Genomic DNA, 25,718 nt, shown 5'->3' with positions numbered 1-25,718 from the left:
TTAACATATAGTGGCGGAAGCTACAGGCTTTCGAACGCTTTATCAAAGGCAAGATAATTAAATTATTGGGTGGCAAAACTCTGCACTATTTCTTGCATTTTTCTGCACTTTTGTCTTGCAAAATACACTTATGTATACCTTTATAGGTTAATTTATTCTTTTTATGAAGCCTTTTTAAAGTAATATGTTTCAAAGTATAATAGTTCTCTTTCATAATATTGTAGTAGTTTATAGCTTCTCTAGGTAATCTAGGGGAGTTAAATTTCACTTCATCTCTATATGCTTTAGCCTGTTTATTAATTAACCACAAAGCCCAAGCTAGTTTTTCTTCAGGATTCTCCTCTTCTATAAATATAAAATCTTCTTCGTCCTCTGGCCAATCTTCATCATCTAGTAACTCAAAATCACCTAAATCTAAGTCCTCATGTAACCTGATTTCTTCTTCATAATCTGAACAGTCTAAGTAACCTTGTAACATATTTCCTTCTTGATCAAGATAGATTCTTATTGCCGGTCGATAAATATGTTCATATACATACACATGGACATCATTATCAGTGTCTATCCAACCAAGTTCGTAATTCCCTCTTAACCATTCTTGTTTATCCAGATTTTCTTTGCCCCAATCGATTTGAGCTATCGCCTTTTCTAAAGGGTCCATTTTCTTTGTCATATTCAATCAACCGCCTGATTTTTTATTTAGTTACTAAAATTTATAATAGTCAAATGAATCCGAATATATTATATTCTTTTCAAAAGAAGAATTTCAATATGTTTATAATTGGACTAAAAAGATTAATTAACTTACTCTGCTTTTCATCACTTAGCTGATAGAACATTGACAGGCCTGCAAAGATAGTTGCTGCAATTGATAATACAACTGTAATAATTGAAAGTGCAAAAGACCTTCTTCTTAGAGAGTTGTTTGTTTTAATTTCAAGCAATTGAACGGTGTCGTCTATAATTTTTGCAAAGTGTTGAGAATGTTCATATGTTTTATCAACAATATACTTAGTGTTATCCACAACCATTTCAGTAGCACTCATACTGATATACCTAGGTCTTGATGGTTCAAATTCAGAGATTGTATTTATTTTAGATTTCACTCTATTGAAGTACTTATCACCAATTTCATTTCTAAATCTCTTGAGGATTTGCAAGTTTCGTTCTAATTCATACCTTATATTTATCAATTTATGATAATTAGGCTTGGCCTTTTTAATAGATGAAAAAGTTTTATTTTGTTGAATAGCAACCTTCTCACTGGTATCTACCGCATACTCTCTCATCACCATAATCGGTAGAAGTAAATTTGCAAATTCTTCTAGCATATAAACAATTTGAAAATCAAGTGAATGATACATTGGTTCCCGTCTAATTGTTGAATTACAAATAACCTTTAATGAACTATCAATTAAGTGGGGTCTTCTTCCTTCGGAAAATAGTTGCCAGTACCCATCCTTAGATATATCACTAAAAGTACTATCCATTCCGATTGAATCCCAGAACGAACTTCTTTTCTCATTTTCAGCATGCTTAAAAGTACAAGAATTTTGATTTACCTTGTAGACTTCGACACTAGGAGGAATCAGTTTCTTATTTGTGAAATATAAGGGGAAGTATTTACTGATTTCTTTCATTGTCCTCCATTTTAGTTCTATTATCAAATCTTCTAACTTCTGATTCTTTACAATTTCATATGATAAGCTTTTCCCTCCCCAAAACTTTAAAAGATTCTTAAACCTAAGGTCAAATGAATGACCCTCTTTTATATCACTTACAATTAGCTTTTTATACTGTCTAATATACTCATCGGAAGGAGTTATAATAAATTGCAAAATAATTGAGGAGGACGACAAGTGTGTTGCATAAATGTGTATGTTTTTTACAACTTCAGAAACATTTTTCTCCACAGAAAGATCTATAAAACCAAAGTTATTCCAACGTCCTCCATGAATGCTCTTTTTAACCTGATTGCAAAATTCATCTACTCGCTCAGCTTGTCCATGTTGAAAACGAAATGGATAGTTTTTCACCAGTTTTTTTAGTCCTTTGTTTAGCTTATCCACGTCCTCAATGGGTATGTATTCAGCTACATAAACAGAAAGCAAATCTAAGTCGATGTCTTGAGGGATTTTAGATGTACTAATATGTTCTCTTTCCCAACCTTCTACATTAATTCTTGCTGATTCTAGTACTTTAGGAATATATTTTGAATTCACCTTCCAATTCTCATCCAAAGGAATCTTCTTAATATAGGGTACAGTAAATTCAGTTAATTTCTTTTCGAACTTTTCTTTCATACTTAATCTAAATCGACTATGCGGATTCTTTATCTGTATCATTTATATTCCCCCGAAAAATTCCCTTACCACTAATTATCCAATAGTTTTCTCCCGTTAACCATGTGTTTTTCTCAATTGAAAATTATTTTTATATTACTGTTATTCTTGTGGAGTACTAGATTTTCTAATTGCTCTTCCTGTTATCAGGTCTCCTGGATTTCTTACTCGTAATTTTTTAATGTTTGATTGCTCTATATAAAGTAGAGCTGCTTATTTAGTAATCTCACAGATATCTCATCAAGAGTCATTTTATTATTATCCTATCATGAAATAGTTTAAGTATATTGTATAAATTTTGTTTGTTACTCTAAATTCTAGCATATCCTTATCGCAATTTAATTCTCCCTCTATTAATGAGATGTTGTATATTAGATACTATTAAGTCCCTTATATCAATAAATCTATTTTGTATCATTTGACTACACCTAATTGAAACCCAAGAGATAACAGTCTGATGAAGGTATCTAAGTTTTCTAAAACTTGACACTTAGAGAAATTCAATTGTTAATCAACCTAATATACCCGCTTCTCTGTTCTGTTCATCTTCTATTCTTATTTATGTAATTGCCTTTATTCCACCAATGTTAGTTCTTTGAGATCATGTTCTGTAAATGTAGGTGAATTAATTAATTGTCCCGGCAATTCCCCTCATCAGTCCCATTTATTTAATTGTCCTTTTCATTTTTTGCACTTGGGGATTGTATGTCTTATTATTAAAATTAAGCTGAAGCGATTCTGCACTCTCTCCTTTTAAAATAAAATATAAAAATGAAGAATCCGCCTCTGGTCGGAAACAGGAGCGGGTATCATTTTCTATTGCATAGTATCGTTGAACTACGCAATAAATATATCTATTATTTTCTAATTGTTTATTCAACATTAGCTCTTTGATTGTGGAAGATTAAAGATCAGTATCACTTTGTATAAGTTAGATAATAAAAATCATTAATTCTATGATGAAGAGACATTATCTTCAAAATGTAACTCCTTCTTTATCACGGGTGCATTCTTCCCGATAATTACGCATATAACAACTATAGTAGCTAAAACAATCGTTAGCCAAGTAATCGATTCTCCTAAGAATACTACAGAAAATCCTATCATTAAAAAGGGTTGTAAGTATTGAATCTGCCCTACTTTTGCAACGCCTCCTATAGACATCCCACCATACCATGCAACATATGCTAAAAACTGGCTTACAACACCTAAATAAAACAAACTGATCCAAGCTTCGATAGGCGCTTGTAGCATATCAACTGATATGCTACAAGCGACAGGAATAATAAAAAACGGGGCACCAATTAATATAGCCCAAGCAATAACTTGCCAACTACCAAGTTCTTTTGATAATTTCCCACCCTCCGCATAACTTAAACCAAGTACAATTACAGCTACAATTAATGCAATATCGCCTATTTGCAATTGCCCTAATCCTAAATATATAGCATATATAATGATGGTTATCGCACCAATTGTACAAGCGATCCAATAGCGTTTTGAAGGTCGCTCACCCCCACGCCACATAGCAAAGCCCGCTGTCGCAAGCGGTAATAAAGCCAATTCAATTGCACCATGTGATACAGGCAGTGATTTCATTGCAAATGTAGTTAATAACGGAAAGGCAAGTACAGCTCCAACAGCGACAATAAGTAAACTTTTGAATTGTCTTTTATTCGGTAACGATTGCTTTTTTATAATAAAAATAGTCCCTACGATAATAGCTGCAATAACGGTTCTACCTAATCCAACAATCACCTCACCAAAATAAGGTACGGCAATGCTTGTAGCCGGTAATGTAAGACTGAAACATACGATTCCAATAAATCCTAATATCATTCCTCTTTTAATACTATTCTCCATTTAAATCCCCCTTCACAGTCATAAAAAAATACTCCATAATTTTAGTTAAAGGATTAAGCTAATTAAATATGATTGTAATGAATATCAACTCTTATTAAAATAAGAGAATTCCCCATCTGTCATGGGACAGATCACTAAGGAGAATATATATGACTACGAAATATAGTGGCATTTCAGAATGGGTGAAACAACAAATTGAGGATGAGAAATTACAGACAGGAGATAAACTACCATCGATTCGGCTACTAGCTGAACAATTTCAATGTAGTAAAAATACGGTGGTTAAGGCATTACTCGAATTGGAAAAACAGCATATTGTCTATGCTAAACCCAAAAGTGGCTATTACGTAGTTGATTATTATCAAGCATCTATTCCCCATGAAATTGATATTGATTTTTTATCTGCTGGCCCAGATAAACGTATCATGCCTTATGAAGACTTTCAGCATTGTATCAATCAGGCGATTGACCATTATAAAGAAGAATTATTTACTTATAGTGAGCAACAGGGACTTCTTTTTTTAAGGAAGGAGCTTGCGGAGTATTTAAAACATTTACAGGTGTTCACGAAACCTAATCGACTTGTCATTACTTCTGGATCACAACAAGCGCTTCATATTCTGTCCGTCATGCCGTTTCCTAATGGGAAAAAGAATGTATTAATTGAGCTACCTACATACTTTGGTATGATAGATTCCTTACAATTAAATCAGATTACAACGTTAGGAATCGAATTAACAATGGAAGGGATTGATTTTGAAAGACTTGAGAATTTGTTTCGAACCAATGATATTAAATTCTTTTACATCATACCAAGATGCCACAACCCACTGGGACATCATTACACAAATGAGGAAAAGAAAAAAATCGTTGCTCTTGCAGAAAAATACGATGTGTACATTGTAGAGGATGATTACTTAGCAGAATTAGATACGGATTCAAAAGCAGACCCTTTGTTTGCGTACGAACCCAACGGAAGAGTCATTTATGTTAAGAGTTTTTCAAAAGTATTTTTGCCCGGACTACGTATTGCTACAGTTGTACTCCCTGAAAAAATGATTCCCTCATTCATTCATAATAAATTTAGTACTGATTTCAATACATCACCACTTTCACAAGGGGCATTAGAAATCTATTTAAAAAACGGTATGTTCCAATATCATTTAGAAAGCGTAAAAAAATTGTACATTAAAAAAATGAATACATTATTAGAAGCCTGTTCATTGTATTTACCTAACTATGTACAATTTACAAAACCAAAAAGTGGTTTTTATCTCACGATCTTTTTGCCTTCCCAAATAGATATTGACAAATTGATTTACCTGCTACATGAAAAACATATATATGTAGACAATGCTTCAAGAATGTACTTAGCCGAAAACAAAAAGAAAGCAATTCGACTAAGCATTTCACAAGTAAATGAACAAAAGATCAATCTCGGTATTCAACAATTTGCAGCAACTATAATTGACCTGTGTGAAAAAAAGAAATATAATCCACTCTCATTTAAATCCTATCACTAAAGTCAATAAGACTTCTCTGTTTCTTAAATTAAAGTCGATTCCTTAATATAGAGGAGGAATCGACAATTTTAAGTTTAACTCTACTCAGCCTAAAAAGTTCCGAAATTGGTATTCGTTAAAGGAGTTATTACGCAGTATCGTTGTACTTCGCAGCAATGACTTTGTATTGTTAGTTGTTCTTCTTTAAATGAAGTATCCCAGTGGCTAGGTACATTTTTGCAAAAAACACCCTTTGTTTGATGTACTATTTATTAATAACAATTGATAATTTATAACTCACATATTGGCTCATTTCAGTCAAAAATTGATCTAGAATTTCATTTGTTGGAAATTTACATTCGAGAAGATAACAACTTTCTCCACTAACCTTGTAGTTGTTTATGACATATTGACCTTGTTTTTTTATGAATGATAAATAAGGGTGATGATTGGTGTCTTTAAGATAAATGTGAATGATAGCATGCACAGAATACCCCATTTTTATTTGGTTAATTTTAATGGTATACCCCTCAATTACCCCACTATCCTCTAATTTAGCCACTCTTGCTGATGTAGCTGGTCCAGTCAAGTGGATTTTTTCGCCTAATTCCTTCATTGTTATCCGACTGTTCTTCGAAAGTTCATCTAAGATAAGAAGATCCGTCCTATCTAACATTTCCTTTAACTCCTTTCATAAATAAAGTCAAACGTCCAAAAGACTTTATTTAATCTATGTATTCGTCAATGAGTCATCATATAGAATATACATTGTTAAAAGGAATTTATAAAGAGAAGGAGTTTTCATAGATGAAAATACAACTAATTAGAAATGCAACAATCGTCGTTGAATACGCAGGGAAAAAGTTCTTAATCGATCCAATGTTAGCACAAAAAGGAACTTTGCCTGCCTTTGGACCTGCGGTAGGATTACCTGAAGCACCAAGACAAGATCAGAGCAATCCTTTGGTAAGTTTACCAACATCCATAGAATCTATCATTCAAGATATTGATGCTGTCATCGTCACTCATCTGCATCCTGATCACTGGGATCCTGCTGCAATAGAAGCGTTGCCAAAGGACATTAAACTATTTTCCCAAAATGAAGAAGATGCAACAGAAATACGCAACGCTGGTTTCCAGAATGTCGAAGTTTTACAAGAGGATGCTGTTTTTGAAAATATCAAATTGAGGAAAACAAAAGGCGAACACGGAAGAGGCGAAATCTTAAAAGCAGCTGGTCTCGTATGTGGGGTTGTTTTTAAACACTCAGCGGAGAAAACATTATATGTTGCTGGAGATACGGTTTGGTATGATGCAGTTCAAGAAGTAATTAACACACATAAACCTGAAGTTATTGTCGTAAATGCTGGAGATAATCAATTCTTAGTAGGTGGTTCTTTAGTAATGGGGAAAGATGATGTCTATGAAGTTTATAAGGCTGCTCCTAAGGCAAAAATTATCTCTGTCCACATGGAAGCTGTGAATCATTGGACTTTATCAAGAGAAAAATTAAAAAGCTTTGCTAACGAAAAAGGGATCTCCTCTAATATTTTAGTGCCAAATGACGGAGAAAGTTACACATTTTAAAACCAAAGGAGACATACGATGTCAGTTGAAGCTAACAAAGATTTAGTTCGTCGTTTTTATGAAACGATTGAACAGGAGAACTATGAAGCACTTCAAGGTTTCTGCCATAAAGACTTTGTGTTTTACCCGCAACTTGATAAACCTTTCCCTGGGATAGAAGGTCTTGTAGAATCTGAAAAGAAAAACTTTGATGCATTTCCAAACTTCAAAATGCCAATCAAAGCGATAATGGCTGAAGATAATCAAGTAGCTGTATATTTAATATTTGAAGGTACACACACAGATATACCGTTCCTTGGAGTTCCTGCAACGGAAAAAAACGTTAAATTCTCTCTTATGATGCTATTACGAATAGCAGACGGCAAAATTATTGAAAAAAGATCACACGTTGATGTACATGACATTCTACGGCAACTTGGAGTTAATTCTTAATTTTAATGAGACCACTTTAAGACCCATTAAGGGTCTTTTTCACATAGCCTTTTAATAGCAAATCCTTTCACAAAGTAGCCTGAAAATATAGATCTTTACTGCACAGTTTCCGTCTACTGCGCAGCAGAGAGACGCTCACTTATAATCGTAATCGTCTCTTTAATTTTTCAATATGTATCGGTGTACTGCTCAGCAAAAGATCCAAACAAAAATGATAGTCCTTGTCCAACCAAGGATCTATCAACACTTCTGCGCTTACACTTACTGTCTTTGACAGGCGTTAATTGTTACTCCTGTCGTTTAGCGGACAGCAACAAAGTATCGTCATTATTAGCACACAAGTCGTTTTCCTTTTTCTGGCTTTGAAATTGAGTTTCGAAAATACGATCGTTCCAAATCCTTATAACATTAACTTCTGTCAGGTACTGTAATGACTTCATTATTCTTGATGGTCTATACATATAAGTATCCGATATAAATCTTGATATTTCAATGCTTCCTGCTTTAATTTGACCTTTCAACAGCTTGTCGCCCTCGCTCTCTCCTTTTAAAAGTTTCATATAATTATCATATAAATCTTTTCTTTGAGCTAACAAAAGCGATTTGACATTTGGATAGATATACTTATCCACAATCGACAAGGCAAAATACGGGGTTACGCTTCCGTCTTCCGGATTCACATAAATGTGATTAAAGAAATCTATATCAACGATACAGCCGTGAATTGTCCCACTACCACCAATTTTTTTAATACTATCAGCTATAGATTTTAATGCTTGATTGTAATCGCTAAATAACCCTCTGATAGCATCTGAATAATACGCCATTTTCTCAAAATAATAATTGATGTCGTTATGTTCTAAGTTATTAATTCTCCCACCATTTAACAAATATATTTTCCCTTTATCCTGGTCTTCAAGTATAAAACAATATACATTATTGTTTTTAAGCATAAGTATAGTTCCTGTTCTATTAAAAATCACATTAATCCCGAGACCCCGGTTAAAGTCCAAATATTGCTCTCTTGAAATAGAATAAATTCCGTTAGAATAGTACTTAAAAATATCATAAACTCTCGATAATTTAAAATGCTTTAAACCTATGTTTTTAGAATAATAACCAATTTGATTGTCCGAATAAAAAGTTTTCTCCTCATCACAACAGTAATCATTTCGATGAGTATGTCCATTCACATATATCCAGTTCCGATTGTAGTCTTCATTCGACCAGTCTACTTTAGGTGTATGAGTTAAAACAATAGCTTTATCGTTGCTTAAAACACTTTTAACTTTATTGTAAATGAAATTAAATTGGTTTGTCTGTTTAATGTCCTCATCTAAAGACATAATGGTTTGCCGATAAATTCCTTGCGTGGCGTTAAATTGTGAATTTAATCCGGTAAACCCTAATCCTCCCAGTATTACAAAAGCACTTTTCAAGCACATTTGCTTTAACTCTTCCTGGTCAATGGATTCCAATTGCTCTTCTGAAATAATCTCTCCGTTTGAAAGCAACAAATCATTTTGCAAAAAGCATATGCCTAGACTTGAAAACAAATCCCGGTATTGCTGAATAATTTCATCCAATGTAAGCAATTTGGCATGTGTGCTCCCGTGTCGATTGAAATCCCATAATTCGTGATTCCCAAGCACTACTACTATTTGAAGAGGATTCCAACGTTTTGACTTCAGATACTTGACTAATTCTGTATAAAACAATGTTGATATTTCAAAGTTAAAAGATATATCGCCAGCTAATAATAAGTAGTCCTCATAAGAATGATCTGTAGCAGTATCGACCATTTTTTTTACTAAATGTCTGATATACATCTTAACTTCCAATTCAGTTGCACTTATTGGGAATGCTTTTAGAAGCTTATGATTTAGATGGATATCGCTGATATAATATATCTTGTGAGAATTGTCATTTAGTGAATCATTTGAAACCAAACCGATATCATGAAGAACAGAGATAGATTCTACTACCTCATTTTCTTTAGAAATCATAAGTTCCGTGTTGCGTTCGAAATCTTTGATGTTCTTATCGTAAAAAGAATCGTTATATAAGTGCTGTTCGATTAATACAGCGCTACTAATATAGGCACCTTCAATATTAAAATTGGCCAGACTCTCCTCTTTAAAATCATAATCATGCAGATTTGCATTTCTCAAATCCCCATCTATATATTTATAAAAGTCAACAAATAAATCAAATTCTCTTACTTCATCCTCTTCTCTATAACTTATTCTTTCTATTGTTATAAATCTATGTGTTTCACTATCGAAGTATTTTCTCTTAAATTCCCTTATCCGTAATTGTCTTGCCAGTTTGATAATTTGAATATCGTTGTTTATAGTATCTGGCAAGCGTTTTGCTATCTCTCTAACACAAGAGCGGTCACTATACGACATCACAGAAGGATCGCCACATTCCCTTAATACCCTTTCAAATAACTCAAGGCAATTATTAAAAGTATACATACTCTCAGGCACAAAAAGAAAAGCTTCCCAACTTGAGTTGATTGCCTCTTTGCACAACTCCGTCTTTTTATATCTGTTAGGTACATACTCTAATGCTAATACATCATTATTAAGAGCAGCATTACATATTTCTTTGCTTCTGTTTTTATATGGGACATATTCCAAGGCCAATCCGTCTTGCTCAACTGCTAGCAAGAATAATTCTTTTGACAGAATATTCTTCGGAACAAATTCGAGTGCTAAACCATTTTGCATAATAGCTAATCTACAAAATCTTTCCGACTTATACTTATCAGGCACATATTCAAGGGCTTTGCCGTTTTGCTTTATTGCCTCAAGATAAAGTTTTTTTGTTCGGAACAAATCAGGAATATACCTGGAATTGGCTATTATTGTTCCCCTATTTCTGACAGCTTCTATACAAATATCATCTGTCATTATTTTTCTTGACACATATTTTATAGCTGATGCATTTTGTTTAACCGCCTCAAGACACAAAGCTAAAGTATGTAACCTTTTTGGGATTAATCTTAATGTACAACCATCTTGCTTTACAGCTTCAAGGCATCTTTCAGCCGTTTTTTCTACCTTTTCAATGTACCAACCATTTTCTTGTATGGCTGATATTATCTCTTGATCATTTATGGTACTAATCTCAAATGGCTTATCCATGTTATCCGCCTCCACTATAGAATCCTTAACCTGTAACATGATAAACAAAAAAGTTACAAGATTATTTACTCTACTAAAGATCTTATGCACTCTTGCGTCTCATTCTTTGGACTATTAACCAAAGTCGAAACCTCGTATGCATTCATGCCTTGAGTTGGGTATGGCTTTATAAGGTTCTTTAATATCTGTTTATCCTTCACACCCGGATCCAACCAAACATTTCTATCTTCTCCACCCAAGATAACTGGCATCCTATCATGGATTCCCTTCATAAACTCGTTAGGTTTAGTTGTAAGGATTGTACAAGAAACAATTTCCTTGTCATTAGATTTCCATCTATCCCACAAGCCTGCAAATGTTAAGATGCCCTCATTAACTGTAATTCTATAAGGCTTCTTATTTTCTTCCGTTCGCTTCCATTCATAGAAACCATCAGCCACAATTAAACAACGGCGGCGAATAAGTAATCGTTTAAAAGCTGGTTTTTCATCAACCGTTTCACCACGAGCATTAATCATCTTATACCCAATTTTGGGGTCCTTTGCCCAAACAGGTACAAGTCCCCACCTTAAATAACCAGCTCTTCTTTTTTCTCCATCCGAAATAACACTTAAGACAGGCTGACTAGGAGCTATATTGAATCTTGGATGATATTCAAATAGTTCTACGAGCAGTTGCTCTTCAATTTCTTCTTTAGTTGCTGTCAAAGAAAACCTCCCGCACATAATTTATCACCTCCAACAACTATTATTAACCAAGTAGATAACATATTTACCACGGTATTTATTCAGTGTATTCCTAAGCTATAAATATTCTTTAATTCTATGTTATTATATTACCATTATCTAACAACAAAATGAAAAAGGTGAAATAATGTATCCTAAACAATTCACACATAACAATAAAAACTATTATCTTATGGAACAACCTAATTCAGTAGAAGAATTAAAAGACCTCCTTCTAACGAACCCATACGAGATTTATGCAATACTTAATGAGAGTACCGATCAATCTGAAGAACCTATGCTTACTACTTTTTTAGCTCTATATAATCTTGACTTCAAAGATAAAATCATATTCTTTGACGTATCAAGACAACCTCAATCTACTTTAACTACGGAACTCTGGTCTCTTCCAAAAGGTTTCATTGAAAAAATTGATGTTGGAAGAGTAGACAGATATCCAATAAAATTCTACAAGGGAAGTAATTAATATGAATACTTATAAAAGTAAAAGAAAGAAATTGTTGTACGATCCATGCCGACAGATATTTCTACAATATACTCCGGAAGAAGAAGTAAGGCAGCATCTCATTAATTATTTAATAAACGAAATGGAGATACCTCCCTCTGCAATTAGTACTGAATATCCTCTTAATCATATTGATCCGACTTCTAAAAAAAGAGCAGATATAGTTGTTTGGAATATAGACCGGCACGACAATGAACAAGCACTTTTAGTTTTAGAGTTAAAGGCTAAACACATTGAATTAACTGAACACACTATAGAACAAGTAAAATCTTATAATAATATTCTCAAAGCTAAATACGTTGGAGTATCTAATGGAAAATATATTGATTTATATGAAGTAGACGGAGAGAACCTAGTCCTTCTTACTGATGATATTCATACATATTCAGAGCTTTTAAAAGGGAAGGTTGAATATACAAAGTTTCGTGAATTAAAGCGCCTCCCATATGATCTAACTACATACGAGCGTTATGTGAATCATTTATTGGATGTGGGGTATATAGGTGAAGGGACACCCGAGGAAATGCACGGATTTATTTCTGAGTTACAAAACTATATTCTATGTGGCGAAATATTATCAAGCTCTAAATATAGTACCTCAATTAAGGAAGACCTCTCTTACGGGACCTTTTCATTTGGAAATGCAAGTGGTGGTAACTTCCCTGGCTATTACAGAAGTTTTATTGTTGAGGATATAAATGGTAATCATTCAATCTACAGAATAGGAATATTTGGAACACCTATATTCAAAAATGATCCAGTATATGGTAACCGGACTGGAAATAGCTATCTATGTGTGGCAGTAGATCAATCCGGTGTTTCTACACACATTCTTCAGTTAAACATTGATAAATTTTTTAGGTACAACAAAGATCAAAAAATATATAATATTTTTCACAACGGAAGACGGAATGGTTATACAAATAAAGAAGTAATAGATAAGGTTCAACATTATGCTCCCGAATTAATCTGCAATGGCCAAATATACCTTGGGTCCTTACCAGAAGGAGAATCTTTTACTTCTTCAACTGGATCACAATTCATAGAAAGGCTTTTATTATATGCTAGTGTAAGAGAGAAATTAATCCAGAAAAAGAAAGTAAAAAAGAAGCGTTTAACTATGAAATAACTCTAATAGGGTATCCTTGCGTGACGCAATTCAATCTTTGTTATTACAAAATGTCCTTTTGATTGGTGCTGTTTGTAACAATATAAACTTGAGATGAAGTTAAGTATGATTTTTTGCAAATAAATATATTGTTATATGCTATAATGAAGACCGTGACACATACTGGCCACAGACCGTGTAGTTACGATGGATTTCTAGTTACTAAAATTTAAATTAAAAGGGGATTATCCCTTATATAGCAAGGGTTTTCGAGTTTACAGAATTTTCAGAACCGATAGCACGGTCTTCAAAACCGCTTGGGAGGCGCGTGCCGTCTCCGGTAGGTTCGATTCCTACACAGTCCCGCCAATCTTACATATCAAGGGCTTCGGTGTTCTCCCTTATTATACTAAGGGAGAACACCGAAAGAAAATCATAAATGGTGCCGAAAAAGGTGCCATTTTTTAATTTCCTGTTCAAAAGCAATACAAAAGTGACATTGAATTATCCTTTAGGGTTAAATTTTCAGACATTCATTTTTCTGAACATAAGCTCTGATCAGTTTTCCATCTTTCTTTTCCTCTAGTAAAGTATGGCCATTGTGCTCGCACCATGAAGGTAAATCCCTGACAAATTGTGAATCAGTCGCTGTTACTTCTAAAATTTGTCCTTTCCCCATTTCTTTTACTGCTTTCGCTACACTCATAATAGGTCCTGGGCACTGAAGGCCGCTAGCATCTATTTTCACATCTGCTCTAAACTCTAGACAATTACCCTCTGCCACGCCAGAGTCGTCCATTTTCATGTCACAATCTCTCTTTCTATTGCCATACACTGAAGAGTAAGTTTTCCAGCCACCATCTAAATTTTTCACTTTAAACCCATTTTCCTGAAGAATACGTGAAGCTAAATAACCTCGTAAGCCTACTTGGCAATTAACATAAATCGTTTCATCTTTCGGAAGTTCTGTTAACCGCTCCCTGATATCATCAACAGGAATATTAATGGCCCCTTCAATAAAGCCCATTTCTAACTCGATAGGTGTACGTACATCGACTAACATAGCTCCCTCTGCCACGATTTCATCAATTTCGTGCCACTGAACGGTTTCAAGTACACCTTCCACAATGTTGGTTGCTGCATAACCTAGCATATTGACAGGATCCTTTGCTGAAGAATATGGAGGTGCATAAGCTAGTTCTAAGTCAGCAAGGTCTATGACAGACAATCCACCTTTAATTGCTGTTGCAATCACATCAATTCTTTTATCGACTCCATCCTTTCCAACCGCTTGCGCTCCATAGATTTTGCCTGTTTCTTTATCAAACACTAGTTTTAATGCAATCGGTGCTGCTCCTGGGTAATAGCCGGCATGCGAGCCAGGATGAAGATGGATAACTTCGTACGGTATCCCTAAACGCTTTAACGTTTTTTCATTATTTCCAGTAGTCGCCACAGTATAGTCTATAACTTTAGCAATAGATGTTCCAAGTGTACCGTTATACTTAGCTTTCTTTCCGTAAATATTATCCGCCACAAGTCTGCCTTGTCTGTTCGCTGGCCATGCGAGTGGAATCATCGTCGGCTTCCCGTTAATATAATCCTTTACTTCAATAGCATCACCAATCGCATAAATATTTGGGTCGTTTGTTTGTAAATAATCATTAACTTGTATTCCTCCACGTTCGCCTACATGAAGGCCAGCGTTAACAGCAAGTTCATTCTCTGGACGAACGCCAATCGATAAGATAATGAGGTCTGTCTCCATTCGCTTACCGTTATTTGTAACAACAATCTTTCCTTCGCTTTCAAAAGACTCGACCCCATCGCTTAAAACAAGATTGACTCCCTTTTCTTCAAGATGCGTATGAATGATGGATGCCATTTCATAATCTAGCGGGGCCATCACTTGGTTAGCCATTTCAATAACGGTGACATCTATCCCCCGTTCATAAAGGTTCTCTGCCATTTCTAAACCGATAAATCCACCACCAACTACAACCGCACGCTTTGGTTTTTCGTTATCGACATACGATTTAATTTTGTCTGTATCTGGTATGTTTCTCAAAGTAAAAATAGCCTTTGCTTCATTCAATCCCGGAATTGGTGGAACGATTGGACGTGCCCCTGGTGAAAGCACCAGTTCATCATAAGATTCCTCATACGTATTCCCAGTTTTAAGGTCTTGGACATGTACCGTTTTACCTTCACGATTAATTCCAATAACCTCACTAAGGTTACGGATGTCTAAATTGAATTTTTTGGACATTCCTTCTACTGTTTGCACTAATAGTTTTTGGCGATCTTTAATCGTCTCGCCAATGTAATAAGGCAAACCACAGTTAGCGAACGAGATATATTCTCCTTTTTCAAATAGGACAATCTTGGATGTTTCATCTATTCTTCTTAAGCGAGCTGCTGCTGTTGCACCGCCTGCAACTCCACCGACAATAACTATTTTTTTGCTCATCATTATTTTTTCCCCCTAGTCAGTTAAAAGATTACCTCACAGGGTATATACCCTATATAGTATATTACTAGGTTACTCTCTTAATTGATGTGATTTAAATCATAGTTTAGCCTTTTTTATTTTAATTTTATAAAGCCAACCTACGAAGGAAAAAGATCTAGATAAAAAGATAAAAATAAAGTATAATCACACTAAACTAATAGGAATTGGAGGTATTTGCAAATGACTATTATTAGTCTCTTTAAAGATACATGTCCGACTTGTAAACAAACACTAAAACACGATAAGTCTGAAGCTTTAATAGGACGAATTGTTAAACATTGCCCCGAAGGTCATTACGAAAAAGAATATCATCCAGCTTTAGAAACTTTTGTAGAGACAATTCGAAACTAACACTATAATATTGAATATAAAAGAGCTTGAAAAACAACCTAATCGAACATCTGGTCGTTTTTTCAAGCTCTTATCTTTCTTTATTAATGTATATCAATGCCCATGTTCTTCTTCAGCAGCAATGGCAATAGCTTTGGTTTCATGAATGGTTCCATATGGATGCTGAGGTGGAGCATAGATAGAGTACAGCTTAAGTGGTTGATTACCAGTATTGGTCAAATTGTGCCACTTACCAGCAGGTATCACAATTGCATAATCATCATATACTATTTCTTCAAAGTCTAATCGATTTTTGCTATCACCCATTTGAACAATTCCTTGCCCTTGTTCAATACGTAAGAATTGATCAAGAGTTGGATGAATTTCTAAACCAATATCCTCTCCAACATCAATACTCATCAAAGTGACTTGCAAATGATCTCCTGTCCATAAAGCGGTACGGAAATTGTTATTTTGATTAGTCACTTCTTCAATATCTACTACAAACGGTTCTGCCCCATAATCTATTATTTCACTTGTAAGTTCTGCATCTAATGAACCAAATCGTGTAGCGTTCTCTTGTTCACCAATTAGAGCCCATCTAAACACATTTTGAATTTGTGGATGCCCCATGAGCTGGGCACTCTTTTGATAATCTTCATACCCCTCTAATTCCAGCTCATAAGCCTTTTGTAAACCATCTCTATAACTATGAAAAGGAACGTGATCGATCTGGTACATAGGTTGGATACCAGTAAGATTGGTATAAAGATTGGTGAAATGTGTTAATTGGGCTTTGTTCCCTTCTAAAGCCTGAAGAATGTCATTTTTATGCTTTTTAGACGGTGCAGCATTGGCTAACTGTCTATAAAACTTAATAAGCGCGGCCTCTCTCTTGATCCCTCTTAGTATTGCTTCAAAAACTTGATCATCCTGCCCATGATGACTCCTTGTCATAAAGTTTGGATTATAAATGGGTGCGTTAGCATTAGCGTAATAAGGATTTGGAGTCGTGTTAGAATAATACATTACGTTCATTCCCTTCAAAGGTTTATCAAATTTATCATATGCCTATGCCTAGAGAATGGACTTCTAATGAATATACTTAATTAAAAAAGGGCATTTGATTAGTTTAAAAACTTTTTAGTATTTATTGCATCAAAAAAAGAATAGAATAGGATCTACACCTAATCTATTCTTTCGTGTAACTACTAAAGAAAAAATCATTATTGGCTTTTGAATTCACTCTGTTTTTTGCCCGACAAATTGAATAACATGAGACAAGCCATTATGTAAGTCTCCCTCATGTCGGACAACCTCTCCCATAAAAAAGTGAACAATACGCCAATCAGAAAAGACATTTAGAAATTCTTCGGGTTTGTATAAAAGCTCTAAGTTTTGAGGTCCACCACTATTGTATGGTATTTGATAATGCGAATAGACTTCCGTAATAAAATAACCACCTGGTTTAACTGACTCTTTTACTCCTTGTAGTGTTTTCTTGCGTAACACTTCTGGAAAGTGACCAAAAATACAGACGATCTCATCCCATTTGTTTTGTTTCCAAACAGCTTCATTTAAATCAACCAGTTTTGTATCAACCCTTACACCTCTGCTATTTGCCAACTTATTCATTTTTAATAAGCCTGATTCAGCGTAATCCCAAGCTGACACGTTCATTCCTTGTTCAGCTAAGAAAACGGCATTGCGTCCTTCTCCTTCTGCAATAGCAAGAGCGTCACCTGATAATGGAAATTTTCTCTGCATTTCCGCTAAAAACACGTTTGGTTCTGTTCCATATACGTAGCTCTCTTCTTGAAAACGCGTGTTCCATGGGTTCATTTTCTATTCTCCTAAAATGTATTTTACAAATAGTAAAACCCTATAGTCAGAATAGACATATAGGGCGAATCAACGATTATCTAATCACGACAAATTGACCTGTACCTAATACATTTTTCGTATAATCTATTTTCACATCATTGAAATAAACCTTATCTTTCTCAGAGATTAAAAACTGGATACCATCCTGCTCAATAATTTCATCATTTTCTAATGCTGATTCTTCCAGAACCAGACGAAGTTGTGGACCTCCTCAACCAATTCCCATCGTTAAACGGATGCAGGGTTCAGCCCCTTGTTTAATTGTATCTTGAACTTCATTTAAAATTTTTTCAACTGCTTTGGGTGTTATTTTAACCATCTTATATACCCTCCTTAGTATTTAAAACGTTATAGTTTAATCTTATGATTTACAATGGCGCTGTTTTTATAAGATGTCTATCCAAATCTTCACTGCTGTTGCAGCAATCAATACAGCTAATATTACTTGTAGAATCTTTGTATTCATCTTCTTTCCTGCCATTGCACCTAGTGGAGAGGCAATAAGACTTGCCACAATCATAATAAAAGCTGGAAAATAATCAATTTGTCCAGTTGTAATCTTCCCGACCGTTGCTCCAATGGATGAGATAAAGGTAATAGCTAAAGAGGAAGCTATAGTCATACGGGTTGGAATCTTTAATACAACAAGCATGATCGGTACTAACAAGAATGCCCCAGCTGCACCAACAATTCCTGCTCCAATCCCGACAATTAATGCAAAGTTTGCTGCTAACCATTTATTAAATGTCACTTGATCCAATGGAACATGATCAATTCCCTTTTTAGGGATAAACATCATGATTGCGGCAATTAATGCTAAAATACCGTAAATAAGATTAATTCCGCCTTCTGACATCAGTTTTGATCCATAACCACCAACAAAACTACCAATTAAAATAGCTGATCCCATATAAATAATTAACGTCTTATTTAAGTATCCACCTTTACGATAAGCCCACACTCCACCAATGGTTGCAAAGAACACTTGAATGGCACTAATACCCGAAACCTCATGCGCACTAAAAGCAGCTAAACCAAACAATGGCGGAATATATAACAGCATGGGATATTTAATAATTGATCCGCCAATTCCTAACATTCCTGAGATATAAGACCCTATGAAACCAATCAGAAAGATTGTAATAATAAAAGCAAAATCCATTAAAACTACCTCCTTTTAAAGGAAAAGAGGGAACCAAACCGGTTCCCATAACTATTAGCCTTTTTTGATCCAGAATTTTAATACGCCATCTTCTTCCGTATCTGATACTAACTCATGACCACCAGATTTCGCCCATGCTGCTAGGTCATTTTTTGCTCCTTTATCTGTTGCGTGAATTTCTAGCACTTGCCCTGATTCAAGTTCTGTCATAGCTTTCTTTGTTCTTACAATTGGCATTGGACATGCTAATCCTTTTGCGTCTAATACTTTATCTGAATTCATTTATAAAGCCTCCAGTTATTAATTTCTATTTTTTTATCGTTTGTTATCTTACTGCACAACGGTTTGGACCAATTTCCATTTCACGTTGTTTTTCTTCATCTGGAGTGATTTTCCCCATATTTGTTTCACGAATTTCTTGATACGAGTTTGGTTGTGGTGGTAGGTTCTCTGTCACCATTGATCTAAACTCATTTTCATCTTCAATATTTAGTCCATGATTTTCGGCGAACAGTGTCCCTAATTTCCGAGCCACAGTTCCATCTTCATTTAACTCTTCGATGATCATAAAGTGAGCCGGTAAAACAATTAACTCTTCTGATAGTTCTCTATAACGCTTATAAAGTGACTCACGTAAATCTCCTACCCAATCTTCAGCGAGTCCCGCTAGGTCAGGTCTTCCAATGGAATCAATGAAAAGAATATCTCCGGATAATAGATATTTCTCATCGATAACAAATGAAGTCGAACCAATTGTATGGCCAGGTGAGTATAGAGCATGAATGTTGATCGTTGAATTCCCGATTTGTACGTCATTTCCGCCTTCAAGTGCTGCATATTCAAACACTACTTCACCTGCGTCTTTTGGAGGTAACCAGTACGTTGCACCAGTTGCTTCTGCAATTTTTCTTCCACCTGAGATGTGGTCAGCATGTAGATGAGTATCAAATACGTGTGTGATTTTTGCATTGATTTCTTTAGCAAAGTTCACATACACATCTGCCATACGTGTCGCATCGATTATGGCTGCTTCTCCATTGGAAACAACCATATAAGATAGACAGCCTTTCCCTAGACGTACAAATTGATATAGCTCACCACCGTTTTTTAGATCCCCTACTTTAACTGGCTCTAAATATTCACTCCAAGTCTTCATTCCGCCTTCAAGATAAGAAACATCTAGTCCTTCATCAGACAACATCTCTGCTACCATCATGGAAGAACCTTCTTTCGCACAAACAACTAATACTTCTTTATCTGCTGGAATTTTATCCATGATTTCTTCTACGCCATCTAATAGTTCAAAATAAGGAATATTAAAGTAATCAAAGTTCTCTCCTTCAATTTTCCAATCAGCGAAATCCCCTTCATTACGAACGTCTAGAATAAATAGCTCTTTCTTTTCAATTACTTTTCTTGCTACTTCTTTTGAATTCATCGCTTTTACTGACATTTAATATACCCCCTATAGTATGTTTAAGTTTAAAAAAATTTTAATTAAAACGTTAATGTTACATCCGCATCCTTGGCGAATTCTAAGAATGTAACGGCTCCACCCACTTCAATTCCATCAACAAATGCACCTTTTTCTAGTTCCATAACATCCATTGTCATTTGACAACCAATCAATTTAACACCCATTTCTTGTGCCATTGCCACGAGTTCAGGGATCGCTGGAACATTTGCTTTCTCAAAACCCTTTTGGTAATGCTCTTTCCCCCCTGGCATTGGTAATTGACCGTATGCTTCTTTATGAATTAGGTTTAGACCTTCAAAGGTAAAGAATATAGCTACCTCTTGGTCTGTTGCAGCTGCAGCTGTTGCTACATTGAATACTTTGTAGGCATCAAATAACCCACCATTGCTTGCTATAATCGCTAATTTTCTACTCATCTTCTCTCAACCTCCTATTATTTTCTCAATGCTGACATAATGCTATTTGGATCATAACCAACAACCCACTGGCCGTTCACTTCCGTTTGTGGAACCCCTAATTGACCTGTTTTTTCTACAAGTTGCTGCATAATGGCAGGATTTGTTTCTACATTCACTTCTTGATAGGAAATGTTTTGATCTGATAAAAAGTTTTTTAACATCACACAATAACGACAGTGATTAGAAGTATAAACAGTAATCTGATTCATGATTGACCCCTCCTATTTATTAAGACTATCTGTTGGGTTACCCCATTCGCTCATGCCAGGTACGACATTAATAACAGTTTTAAATCCAGCTTCTGTTAACTTTTGTGCGGCTAAATCACTACGGCTTCCAGTACGACACACAACAAAAATATCTGCATCCTCGCTTAGTTCATTTAAACGATTCTCAAGTTCACCAAGCGGAATGGATTTTGCACCAGGAATATGATTGAAGGCATATTCAGCTGATTCGCGTACATCTAACACTAGAATACCTTCATTGTTAGCTAATTTCGCTTGAAGTTCCTCGTTGTTTACAACATGTGGGTGTTTCTTCTCTTCTTTTTCTTCCCCAGTCGCCTTACGCAGATAATGTTTTAACACTTCATCCTCTTCAAGCGTTCCTAAATATTGATGTCCAGTGCTCTGTGCCCACGCCTTAATATCAGCAGTTGATCCTTTATCTGTTGCTTGAATTTCTAATACTTTTCCTGGTTCGAGTTCATTCATCGCTTTTTTTGTACGAACGATTGGCATTGGACATGCTAATCCTTTTGCATCTACTAGTTGATCAAATTTAATATTTTCCATAAATAGTCCTCCTTAGAATAAATACCTATATAGGTATAATAAACTTCAAAAAAATTTACTGAACGTTCCCTTCCCAGTTCATCATACCTCCAACCATATTGGTAGCATGAAACCCGTGACTGGACAGAAACTCAGTGGCTCTTCCACTTCTAGCACCAGAGCGACAAACAATAATATATTCTTTCGTTTTGTCTAGTTCATGTAGACGAAATTCTAGTAATCCAAGCGGGATGTTTACACTTCCAGGAATATGTCCTGCTGCTACCTCATCCGTTTCACGAACATCAATAATATTGGGGTTAACGAGACGTTCTACTTCTTTTGGTGTGATTTCTTTCATAACTGATCTCCTCCTAACGTTAGTTCCAAGCGCTCATACCGCCTTTTACATTTGTAATTTTTTGAAAACCCATTTTTCTCAAAAGTTTTGTTGCCTTATTGCTGCGCATTCCACTCTGACAAATGACTACAACATCTTTCTCTTTTGATAACTGGCTTGCTTTTTGAGAAAGCTCATGAAGTGGGATATTTTTAAACGTGTTAATTTTGTTTCTAGAAAACTCACCTGGTGTTCTTACATCAATAAATTGAACATCTTTTCTCTTTAACTCTTTTTTAAGGTCACTCGTTGAAATTTGTTTTACACCTTTAACAGGCATGAACTTATTAACTAAAAAGAATGCTACTAAGCCAACAACTATTACATTAATGATTACGTCCATTATTGTACCCCCTTGGGTAAAACTTATTAAATAAATAAATTCACATTTCCTTCTTCTGCATCAGCTAAATATGCGGCTACACCAGCATATTCTAAACCATCAATCAACTCTTCTTTTTGTAGTCCTAATAGATCCATTGTCATTGTACAAGCAACTAACTTTACGCCTTGTTCTTGTGCCATTTCGACTAAATCAGGTAATGGCATTGCATTGTGTTTTTTCATAACATGCTTAATCATTTTTGGTCCCATTCCGGCAAAATTCATATTAGAAAGACCCATGCTATCAGCGCCTCGTGGCATCATTTTCGCAAACATTTTTTCTAAAAATCCTTTTTTCACTGGTACGTGTTCATCTTTTCTAAAAGCGTTTAGCCCCCAAAATGTTGAGAAAATTGTTACTTCATGATCATAGGCTGCAGCACCGTTTGCGATAATAAAAGCTGCCATTGCTTTATCATAGTCACCACTAAATAAAATAATTGTTGTTTTCTTTTTGTCTGTCATGTTGTTCACTCCTTTTGTGTTTTTAACATATACCTGTATAGGTATAAGACTATTCAAAAAAATAGGTAGTCTAGCCTTTTTTAATCCAAAACTTCAAAACATGATCTTCTTCAGTGTCTGAAAGTAATTCATGCCCACCGGATTTAGCCCAAGCCAAGAAGTCATTTTTGGCCCCTTTATCAGTCGCATGAATCTCTAAAACCTGACCTGATTCCATCTCACTTATTGCCTTCTTCGTTTTAACAATAGGCATCGGACAAGCTAGTCCTTTTGCATCAAGAACTTTATCTGCCTTCATTTAGATAGCCTCCCTTTTTGTTTTATACATATACCTCTATAGGTATTATAAAAGAATAAAAAAATTTGTCAACAACATTTCAATTCGTTTCTCAAGACTCAGTTAAACCTATAGGGGTATTGTAATTGATCTCACTCACCCCTGTCAATCATCTTTTTTTATTATCGGCTTTTCACTAATAAGTTCACAGCTTCTTGAATAAACGCTTCTGTTTCTTCACCTTTTTCAATTTGCTCGCGAACACACTGCTCTAAGTTAGTGCTTACGACTAAACCAATCGTTCGGTCCAACGCATTTCTTGCGGCTGACATCTGAACGACAAGATCCTTACAGTCCTTCCCCTCTTCCATCATTCTAAGAATCGCTCTGACTTGTCCTTCTACACGTTTTACTCTGTTTTTCATTTTGTCATTGTACTCCATGGATTTCCCTCCTTTTTCTACAGTTAAACCTAGTTGGTTGTTTATTATTATACAGATAATACCCTTTAACTCTTGCACCCTTATTCTTCAAGAACCTGGCACTTACATTTACATCAATCATCTCTGAACCTATGATATAAATGCTGTTCCCCTCAAAAAGATCGTAGTTCCTTTTTAAATAGGCTAATGGAATATTAACAGCTCCTGCTACCCGAGATTTATAAACAATAGAAGAATCCCTTACATCAAGAACAATAGTATGATATTGATCATTTATTTTCTCCAGTTCAACACAGCTTAAACCAAGAACTGGTACATATCTTTTATATAAGGAGCGAGTAAAGATAATTGTTAATACGATTAAGAATGTCGTCATATAAGCACCTATGAAGTTATTTTGTAACCTCGCCTTCCCACTTAAGCATTCCGCCTTTTACACTGACTAAATCTTGATACCCAAGATCCTTTAATGCATTTGCAGCTTGAAGACTTCTGTTCCCACTGCGGCAGATGATGACGATTGTTTGATCTTTAGGAATAAGTTCGGTTTGATCATCTAGTGTACTTAAAGGAATATTCATCATACCATCTATATATCCTTCCTTAAATTCATGAGACTCACGAACGTCTACAAAGAAAACATCTTCATGTTGCTCATTCATTAAAATGGCTAATTGTTCCGTGGTCATTTCATCTATCCCTGCATTAAGCGATAATTTATATCCAAAAAAGCCAATTAATATGGTTATAGGGATTATGATATGCCAATATTTTTTTATCAATGATCTGCCCTCCTCGTTGTTTATACTCATATAATATACCCTACTAGGTATATAGTCAAGCGTAATTTTTAAATTATAATTATTTTTTAGCAAGCAATAAAGAAGTCTCTTAATGAAAAGTCATGACCTTTCACAAGAGACTTAAATTGGCTGTTTCCCTTAAATACTTTTATCTATAGCGGACATCAATCTTTTTTCAATGTCTAAGGCAATCTCATTCAATTGCTCATCATTTACATTTTGAATTAAAGCAGATGGCTTCGGCATTCCAATTTTTGTTTTTCCTTGGTTTGTATAAACAACTATTTTACAAGGGAGAAAGTAACCAACCATTTTATTTTTGTCTAATACTCTTTTTGCTTCATGAGGATTACACACTTCCAAAACTTTATACGGTTCATTGAATTCTACCCCATTCTCTTGGAGCTTTGCTTGAATGTCAAACTCCCATAAGACACCAAACTTTTCTTCCATAAGAGTTGCTTTCAACTTTTCAATTGTTTCTTCCATCGTGTTCGATGTTTCAATTGTGTAATCAAACATGATATCTCTCCTTTTTCGTCTTTTCATACCGCGCAGGGTATACAGCGATGTATGTCGGTCTTGTTGTCAAACATTAAACTCATTTATATATATCTTTATAAAGGATAAACCCTTTCAAGCTCTCCGGACTCTACATGAAACAAGCAACCAATCATTTGTACACCTTGCCATATTTTTTATAGATTGGATGCTGTTGTAGTTTAACTTGTGATAATACATTTTCTCTAGTTAACTCATTCATCGAAACATCTTTTAACAAGTTATAATCCGGTAAACTTTTTCTAACCTTGCTAATCCAACCTTGGAGCTCTTCTTCATTATTGCCCGACCAAGCTGCTTTGACTCCCCCACTGAAAAACTCATCCTTAATAGAACTTGGTTAGCAATATTTCAATGGTCACACATATGCCCTAAAGGCATTTGTGTGACCACAGAAGGGCTTACTCGTGAATCGCTACAGAACAGCACAAAAAATTGTGGAGCTTGCCCCTTCTTTAATTCATCAAAGAAAGTTGAATCATAATCTTTTATCTTTCTTTTAAATTCTTCATTTCGTTTACGTAACTCTAAATTTTGCATAGCTTTCAC

At 35.0% G+C, this 25,718-nt stretch carries 31 protein-coding genes; 6 read left to right on the top strand and 25 right to left on the bottom strand.

The annotated features are described in order from the left end of the window. Nucleotides 1-85: 85 nt before the first annotated feature. From N0O92_RS18675 to N0O92_RS18665, 3 genes are all read right to left on the bottom strand, one after another. Nucleotides 86-673, bottom strand: coding sequence for a hypothetical protein (locus tag N0O92_RS18675; RefSeq protein ID WP_315616172.1), 588 nt, complete (start codon nucleotides 671-673; stop codon nucleotides 86-88). A 79-nt stretch (nucleotides 674-752) separates the two neighbouring features. Next, a complete protein-coding gene (locus N0O92_RS18670; protein WP_250096247.1) occupies nucleotides 753-2,345 on the bottom strand; it encodes a hypothetical protein in 1,593 nt (530 codons plus the stop codon). 951 nt (nucleotides 2,346-3,296) lie between these two features. After that, nucleotides 3,297-4,205 carry a DMT family transporter gene (locus N0O92_RS18665; protein ID WP_315616171.1) on the bottom strand — a complete coding sequence of 303 codons (909 nt, stop codon included), beginning with the start codon at nucleotides 4,203-4,205 and terminating at the stop codon, nucleotides 3,297-3,299. Nucleotides 4,206-4,354: 149 nt separating this feature from the next. Between N0O92_RS18665 and N0O92_RS18660 the strand changes: the two genes are divergently transcribed. Beyond that, complete coding sequence (locus tag N0O92_RS18660) at nucleotides 4,355-5,728, top strand: aminotransferase-like domain-containing protein (protein WP_315616170.1); 1,374 nt, start codon at nucleotides 4,355-4,357, stop codon at nucleotides 5,726-5,728. 244 nt (nucleotides 5,729-5,972) lie between these two features. On the opposite strand, the gene N0O92_RS18655 is transcribed toward N0O92_RS18660, so the two are convergent. Beyond that, nucleotides 5,973-6,383 (bottom strand): Lrp/AsnC family transcriptional regulator, encoded by a 411-nt coding sequence (locus N0O92_RS18655; protein WP_315616169.1) that lies wholly within the window; start codon nucleotides 6,381-6,383, stop codon nucleotides 5,973-5,975. Nucleotides 6,384-6,514: 131 nt separating this feature from the next. Between N0O92_RS18655 and N0O92_RS18650 the strand changes: the two genes are divergently transcribed. Continuing rightward, entirely contained in the window at nucleotides 6,515-7,294 is a 780-nt protein-coding gene (locus tag N0O92_RS18650) for an MBL fold metallo-hydrolase (protein WP_315616168.1), read from the top strand. Between the two features lie 18 nt (nucleotides 7,295-7,312). After that, entirely contained in the window at nucleotides 7,313-7,726 is a 414-nt protein-coding gene (locus N0O92_RS18645) for an ester cyclase (protein WP_315616167.1), read from the top strand. A gap of 287 nt (nucleotides 7,727-8,013) precedes the next feature. Here the strand turns inward: N0O92_RS18645 and N0O92_RS18640 are convergent, their stop codons facing one another. Both N0O92_RS18640 and N0O92_RS18635 read right to left on the bottom strand, forming a co-directional pair. Continuing rightward, nucleotides 8,014-10,878, bottom strand: coding sequence for a DUF4116 domain-containing protein (locus N0O92_RS18640; protein WP_315616166.1), 2,865 nt, complete (start codon nucleotides 10,876-10,878; stop codon nucleotides 8,014-8,016). Nucleotides 10,879-10,943: 65 nt separating this feature from the next. Continuing rightward, entirely contained in the window at nucleotides 10,944-11,603 is a 660-nt protein-coding gene (locus N0O92_RS18635; protein WP_250096219.1) for an SOS response-associated peptidase, read from the bottom strand. Between the two features lie 148 nt (nucleotides 11,604-11,751). Here N0O92_RS18635 and N0O92_RS18630 point away from each other — a divergent pair, with 148 nt between their 5' ends. Continuing rightward, nucleotides 11,752-12,090: a hypothetical protein gene (locus N0O92_RS18630; RefSeq protein ID WP_250096218.1), complete on the top strand. Its 339-nt coding sequence runs from the start codon at nucleotides 11,752-11,754 to the stop codon at nucleotides 12,088-12,090. Nucleotide 12,091: 1 nt separating this feature from the next. Next, on the top strand, nucleotides 12,092-13,258 hold the full coding sequence (locus N0O92_RS18625) for a type I restriction enzyme HsdR N-terminal domain-containing protein (RefSeq protein WP_250096217.1): 1,167 nt from the start codon (nucleotides 12,092-12,094) through the stop codon (nucleotides 13,256-13,258). Between the two features lie 496 nt (nucleotides 13,259-13,754). Here the strand turns inward: N0O92_RS18625 and cdr are convergent, their stop codons facing one another. Continuing rightward, nucleotides 13,755-15,707 carry a CoA-disulfide reductase gene (gene cdr, locus N0O92_RS18620; RefSeq protein WP_315616179.1) on the bottom strand — a complete coding sequence of 651 codons (1,953 nt, stop codon included), beginning with the start codon at nucleotides 15,705-15,707 and terminating at the stop codon, nucleotides 13,755-13,757. A 222-nt stretch (nucleotides 15,708-15,929) separates the two neighbouring features. Here cdr and N0O92_RS18615 point away from each other — a divergent pair, with 222 nt between their 5' ends. Continuing rightward, nucleotides 15,930-16,100 carry a hypothetical protein gene (locus N0O92_RS18615; protein ID WP_315616165.1) on the top strand — a complete coding sequence of 57 codons (171 nt, stop codon included), beginning with the start codon at nucleotides 15,930-15,932 and terminating at the stop codon, nucleotides 16,098-16,100. 93 nt (nucleotides 16,101-16,193) lie between these two features. Here the strand turns inward: N0O92_RS18615 and N0O92_RS18610 are convergent, their stop codons facing one another. The 18 genes from N0O92_RS18610 to N0O92_RS18525 form a co-directional block, all read right to left on the bottom strand. Next, the gene (locus N0O92_RS18610; RefSeq protein WP_315616164.1) at nucleotides 16,194-17,108 is read right to left on the bottom strand and encodes a cupin domain-containing protein; all 915 of its coding nucleotides are present in this window, start codon (nucleotides 17,106-17,108) and stop codon (nucleotides 16,194-16,196) included. 213 nt (nucleotides 17,109-17,321) lie between these two features. Further along, nucleotides 17,322-17,921 carry a class I SAM-dependent methyltransferase gene (locus N0O92_RS18605; protein ID WP_315616163.1) on the bottom strand — a complete coding sequence of 200 codons (600 nt, stop codon included), beginning with the start codon at nucleotides 17,919-17,921 and terminating at the stop codon, nucleotides 17,322-17,324. Nucleotides 17,922-17,997: 76 nt separating this feature from the next. After that, nucleotides 17,998-18,150 (bottom strand): hypothetical protein, encoded by a 153-nt coding sequence (locus N0O92_RS18600; RefSeq protein ID WP_315616178.1) that lies wholly within the window; start codon nucleotides 18,148-18,150, stop codon nucleotides 17,998-18,000. A gap of 198 nt (nucleotides 18,151-18,348) precedes the next feature. Further along, entirely contained in the window at nucleotides 18,349-19,125 is a 777-nt protein-coding gene (locus N0O92_RS18595; RefSeq protein WP_315616162.1) for a sulfite exporter TauE/SafE family protein, read from the bottom strand. Nucleotides 19,126-19,179: 54 nt separating this feature from the next. Further along, entirely contained in the window at nucleotides 19,180-19,407 is a 228-nt protein-coding gene (locus N0O92_RS18590) for a sulfurtransferase TusA family protein (RefSeq protein WP_315616161.1), read from the bottom strand. A gap of 43 nt (nucleotides 19,408-19,450) precedes the next feature. Then, nucleotides 19,451-20,578, bottom strand: coding sequence for an MBL fold metallo-hydrolase (locus tag N0O92_RS18585; protein WP_315616160.1), 1,128 nt, complete (start codon nucleotides 20,576-20,578; stop codon nucleotides 19,451-19,453). A 44-nt stretch (nucleotides 20,579-20,622) separates the two neighbouring features. Further along, nucleotides 20,623-21,018 carry a DsrE/DsrF/DrsH-like family protein gene (locus N0O92_RS18580; RefSeq protein WP_315616159.1) on the bottom strand — a complete coding sequence of 132 codons (396 nt, stop codon included), beginning with the start codon at nucleotides 21,016-21,018 and terminating at the stop codon, nucleotides 20,623-20,625. 17 nt (nucleotides 21,019-21,035) lie between these two features. Beyond that, a complete protein-coding gene (locus N0O92_RS18575) occupies nucleotides 21,036-21,269 on the bottom strand; it encodes a glutaredoxin family protein (RefSeq protein ID WP_035661034.1) in 234 nt (77 codons plus the stop codon). A 12-nt stretch (nucleotides 21,270-21,281) separates the two neighbouring features. Then, on the bottom strand, nucleotides 21,282-21,857 hold the full coding sequence (locus tag N0O92_RS18570; protein WP_315616158.1) for a sulfurtransferase TusA family protein: 576 nt from the start codon (nucleotides 21,855-21,857) through the stop codon (nucleotides 21,282-21,284). A gap of 55 nt (nucleotides 21,858-21,912) precedes the next feature. Then, nucleotides 21,913-22,197, bottom strand: coding sequence for a rhodanese-like domain-containing protein (locus N0O92_RS18565; protein ID WP_004427588.1), 285 nt, complete (start codon nucleotides 22,195-22,197; stop codon nucleotides 21,913-21,915). A 19-nt stretch (nucleotides 22,198-22,216) separates the two neighbouring features. Beyond that, nucleotides 22,217-22,579, bottom strand: a complete 363-nt coding sequence (locus N0O92_RS18560; protein WP_315616157.1) for a rhodanese-like domain-containing protein — start codon at nucleotides 22,577-22,579, stop codon at nucleotides 22,217-22,219. Between the two features lie 26 nt (nucleotides 22,580-22,605). After that, complete coding sequence (locus N0O92_RS18555) at nucleotides 22,606-23,085, bottom strand: DsrE/DsrF/DrsH-like family protein (RefSeq protein WP_315616156.1); 480 nt, start codon at nucleotides 23,083-23,085, stop codon at nucleotides 22,606-22,608. A gap of 70 nt (nucleotides 23,086-23,155) precedes the next feature. Further along, on the bottom strand, nucleotides 23,156-23,383 hold the full coding sequence (locus tag N0O92_RS18550) for a sulfurtransferase TusA family protein (RefSeq protein ID WP_315616155.1): 228 nt from the start codon (nucleotides 23,381-23,383) through the stop codon (nucleotides 23,156-23,158). Between the two features lie 161 nt (nucleotides 23,384-23,544). Next, a complete protein-coding gene (locus N0O92_RS18545) occupies nucleotides 23,545-23,805 on the bottom strand; it encodes a metal-sensitive transcriptional regulator (RefSeq protein WP_315616154.1) in 261 nt (86 codons plus the stop codon). Further along, nucleotides 23,792-24,181, bottom strand: coding sequence for a rhodanese-like domain-containing protein (locus N0O92_RS18540; protein ID WP_315616153.1), 390 nt, complete (start codon nucleotides 24,179-24,181; stop codon nucleotides 23,792-23,794). The genes N0O92_RS18545 and N0O92_RS18540 overlap by 14 nt, the downstream gene beginning before the upstream one ends. 16 nt (nucleotides 24,182-24,197) lie before the next feature. Then, nucleotides 24,198-24,587: a rhodanese-like domain-containing protein gene (locus tag N0O92_RS18535; protein ID WP_315616152.1), complete on the bottom strand. Its 390-nt coding sequence runs from the start codon at nucleotides 24,585-24,587 to the stop codon at nucleotides 24,198-24,200. A 159-nt stretch (nucleotides 24,588-24,746) separates the two neighbouring features. Beyond that, nucleotides 24,747-25,130, bottom strand: a complete 384-nt coding sequence (locus tag N0O92_RS18530; RefSeq protein WP_315616151.1) for a DUF302 domain-containing protein — start codon at nucleotides 25,128-25,130, stop codon at nucleotides 24,747-24,749. A gap of 390 nt (nucleotides 25,131-25,520) precedes the next feature. After that, a complete protein-coding gene (locus N0O92_RS18525; RefSeq protein ID WP_315616150.1) occupies nucleotides 25,521-25,709 on the bottom strand; it encodes a hypothetical protein in 189 nt (62 codons plus the stop codon). Nucleotides 25,710-25,718: the final 9 nt, after the last annotated feature.

The sequence above is a fragment of the Alkalihalobacillus sp. MEB130 genome, assembly GCF_032335535.1.
Classification (GTDB): Bacteria; Bacillota; Bacilli; order Bacillales; family Bacillaceae_D; genus Halalkalibacter.
Note: the sequence above shows the minus strand (reverse complement) of the source record. Positions and strands in the feature narration are given on the sequence as shown.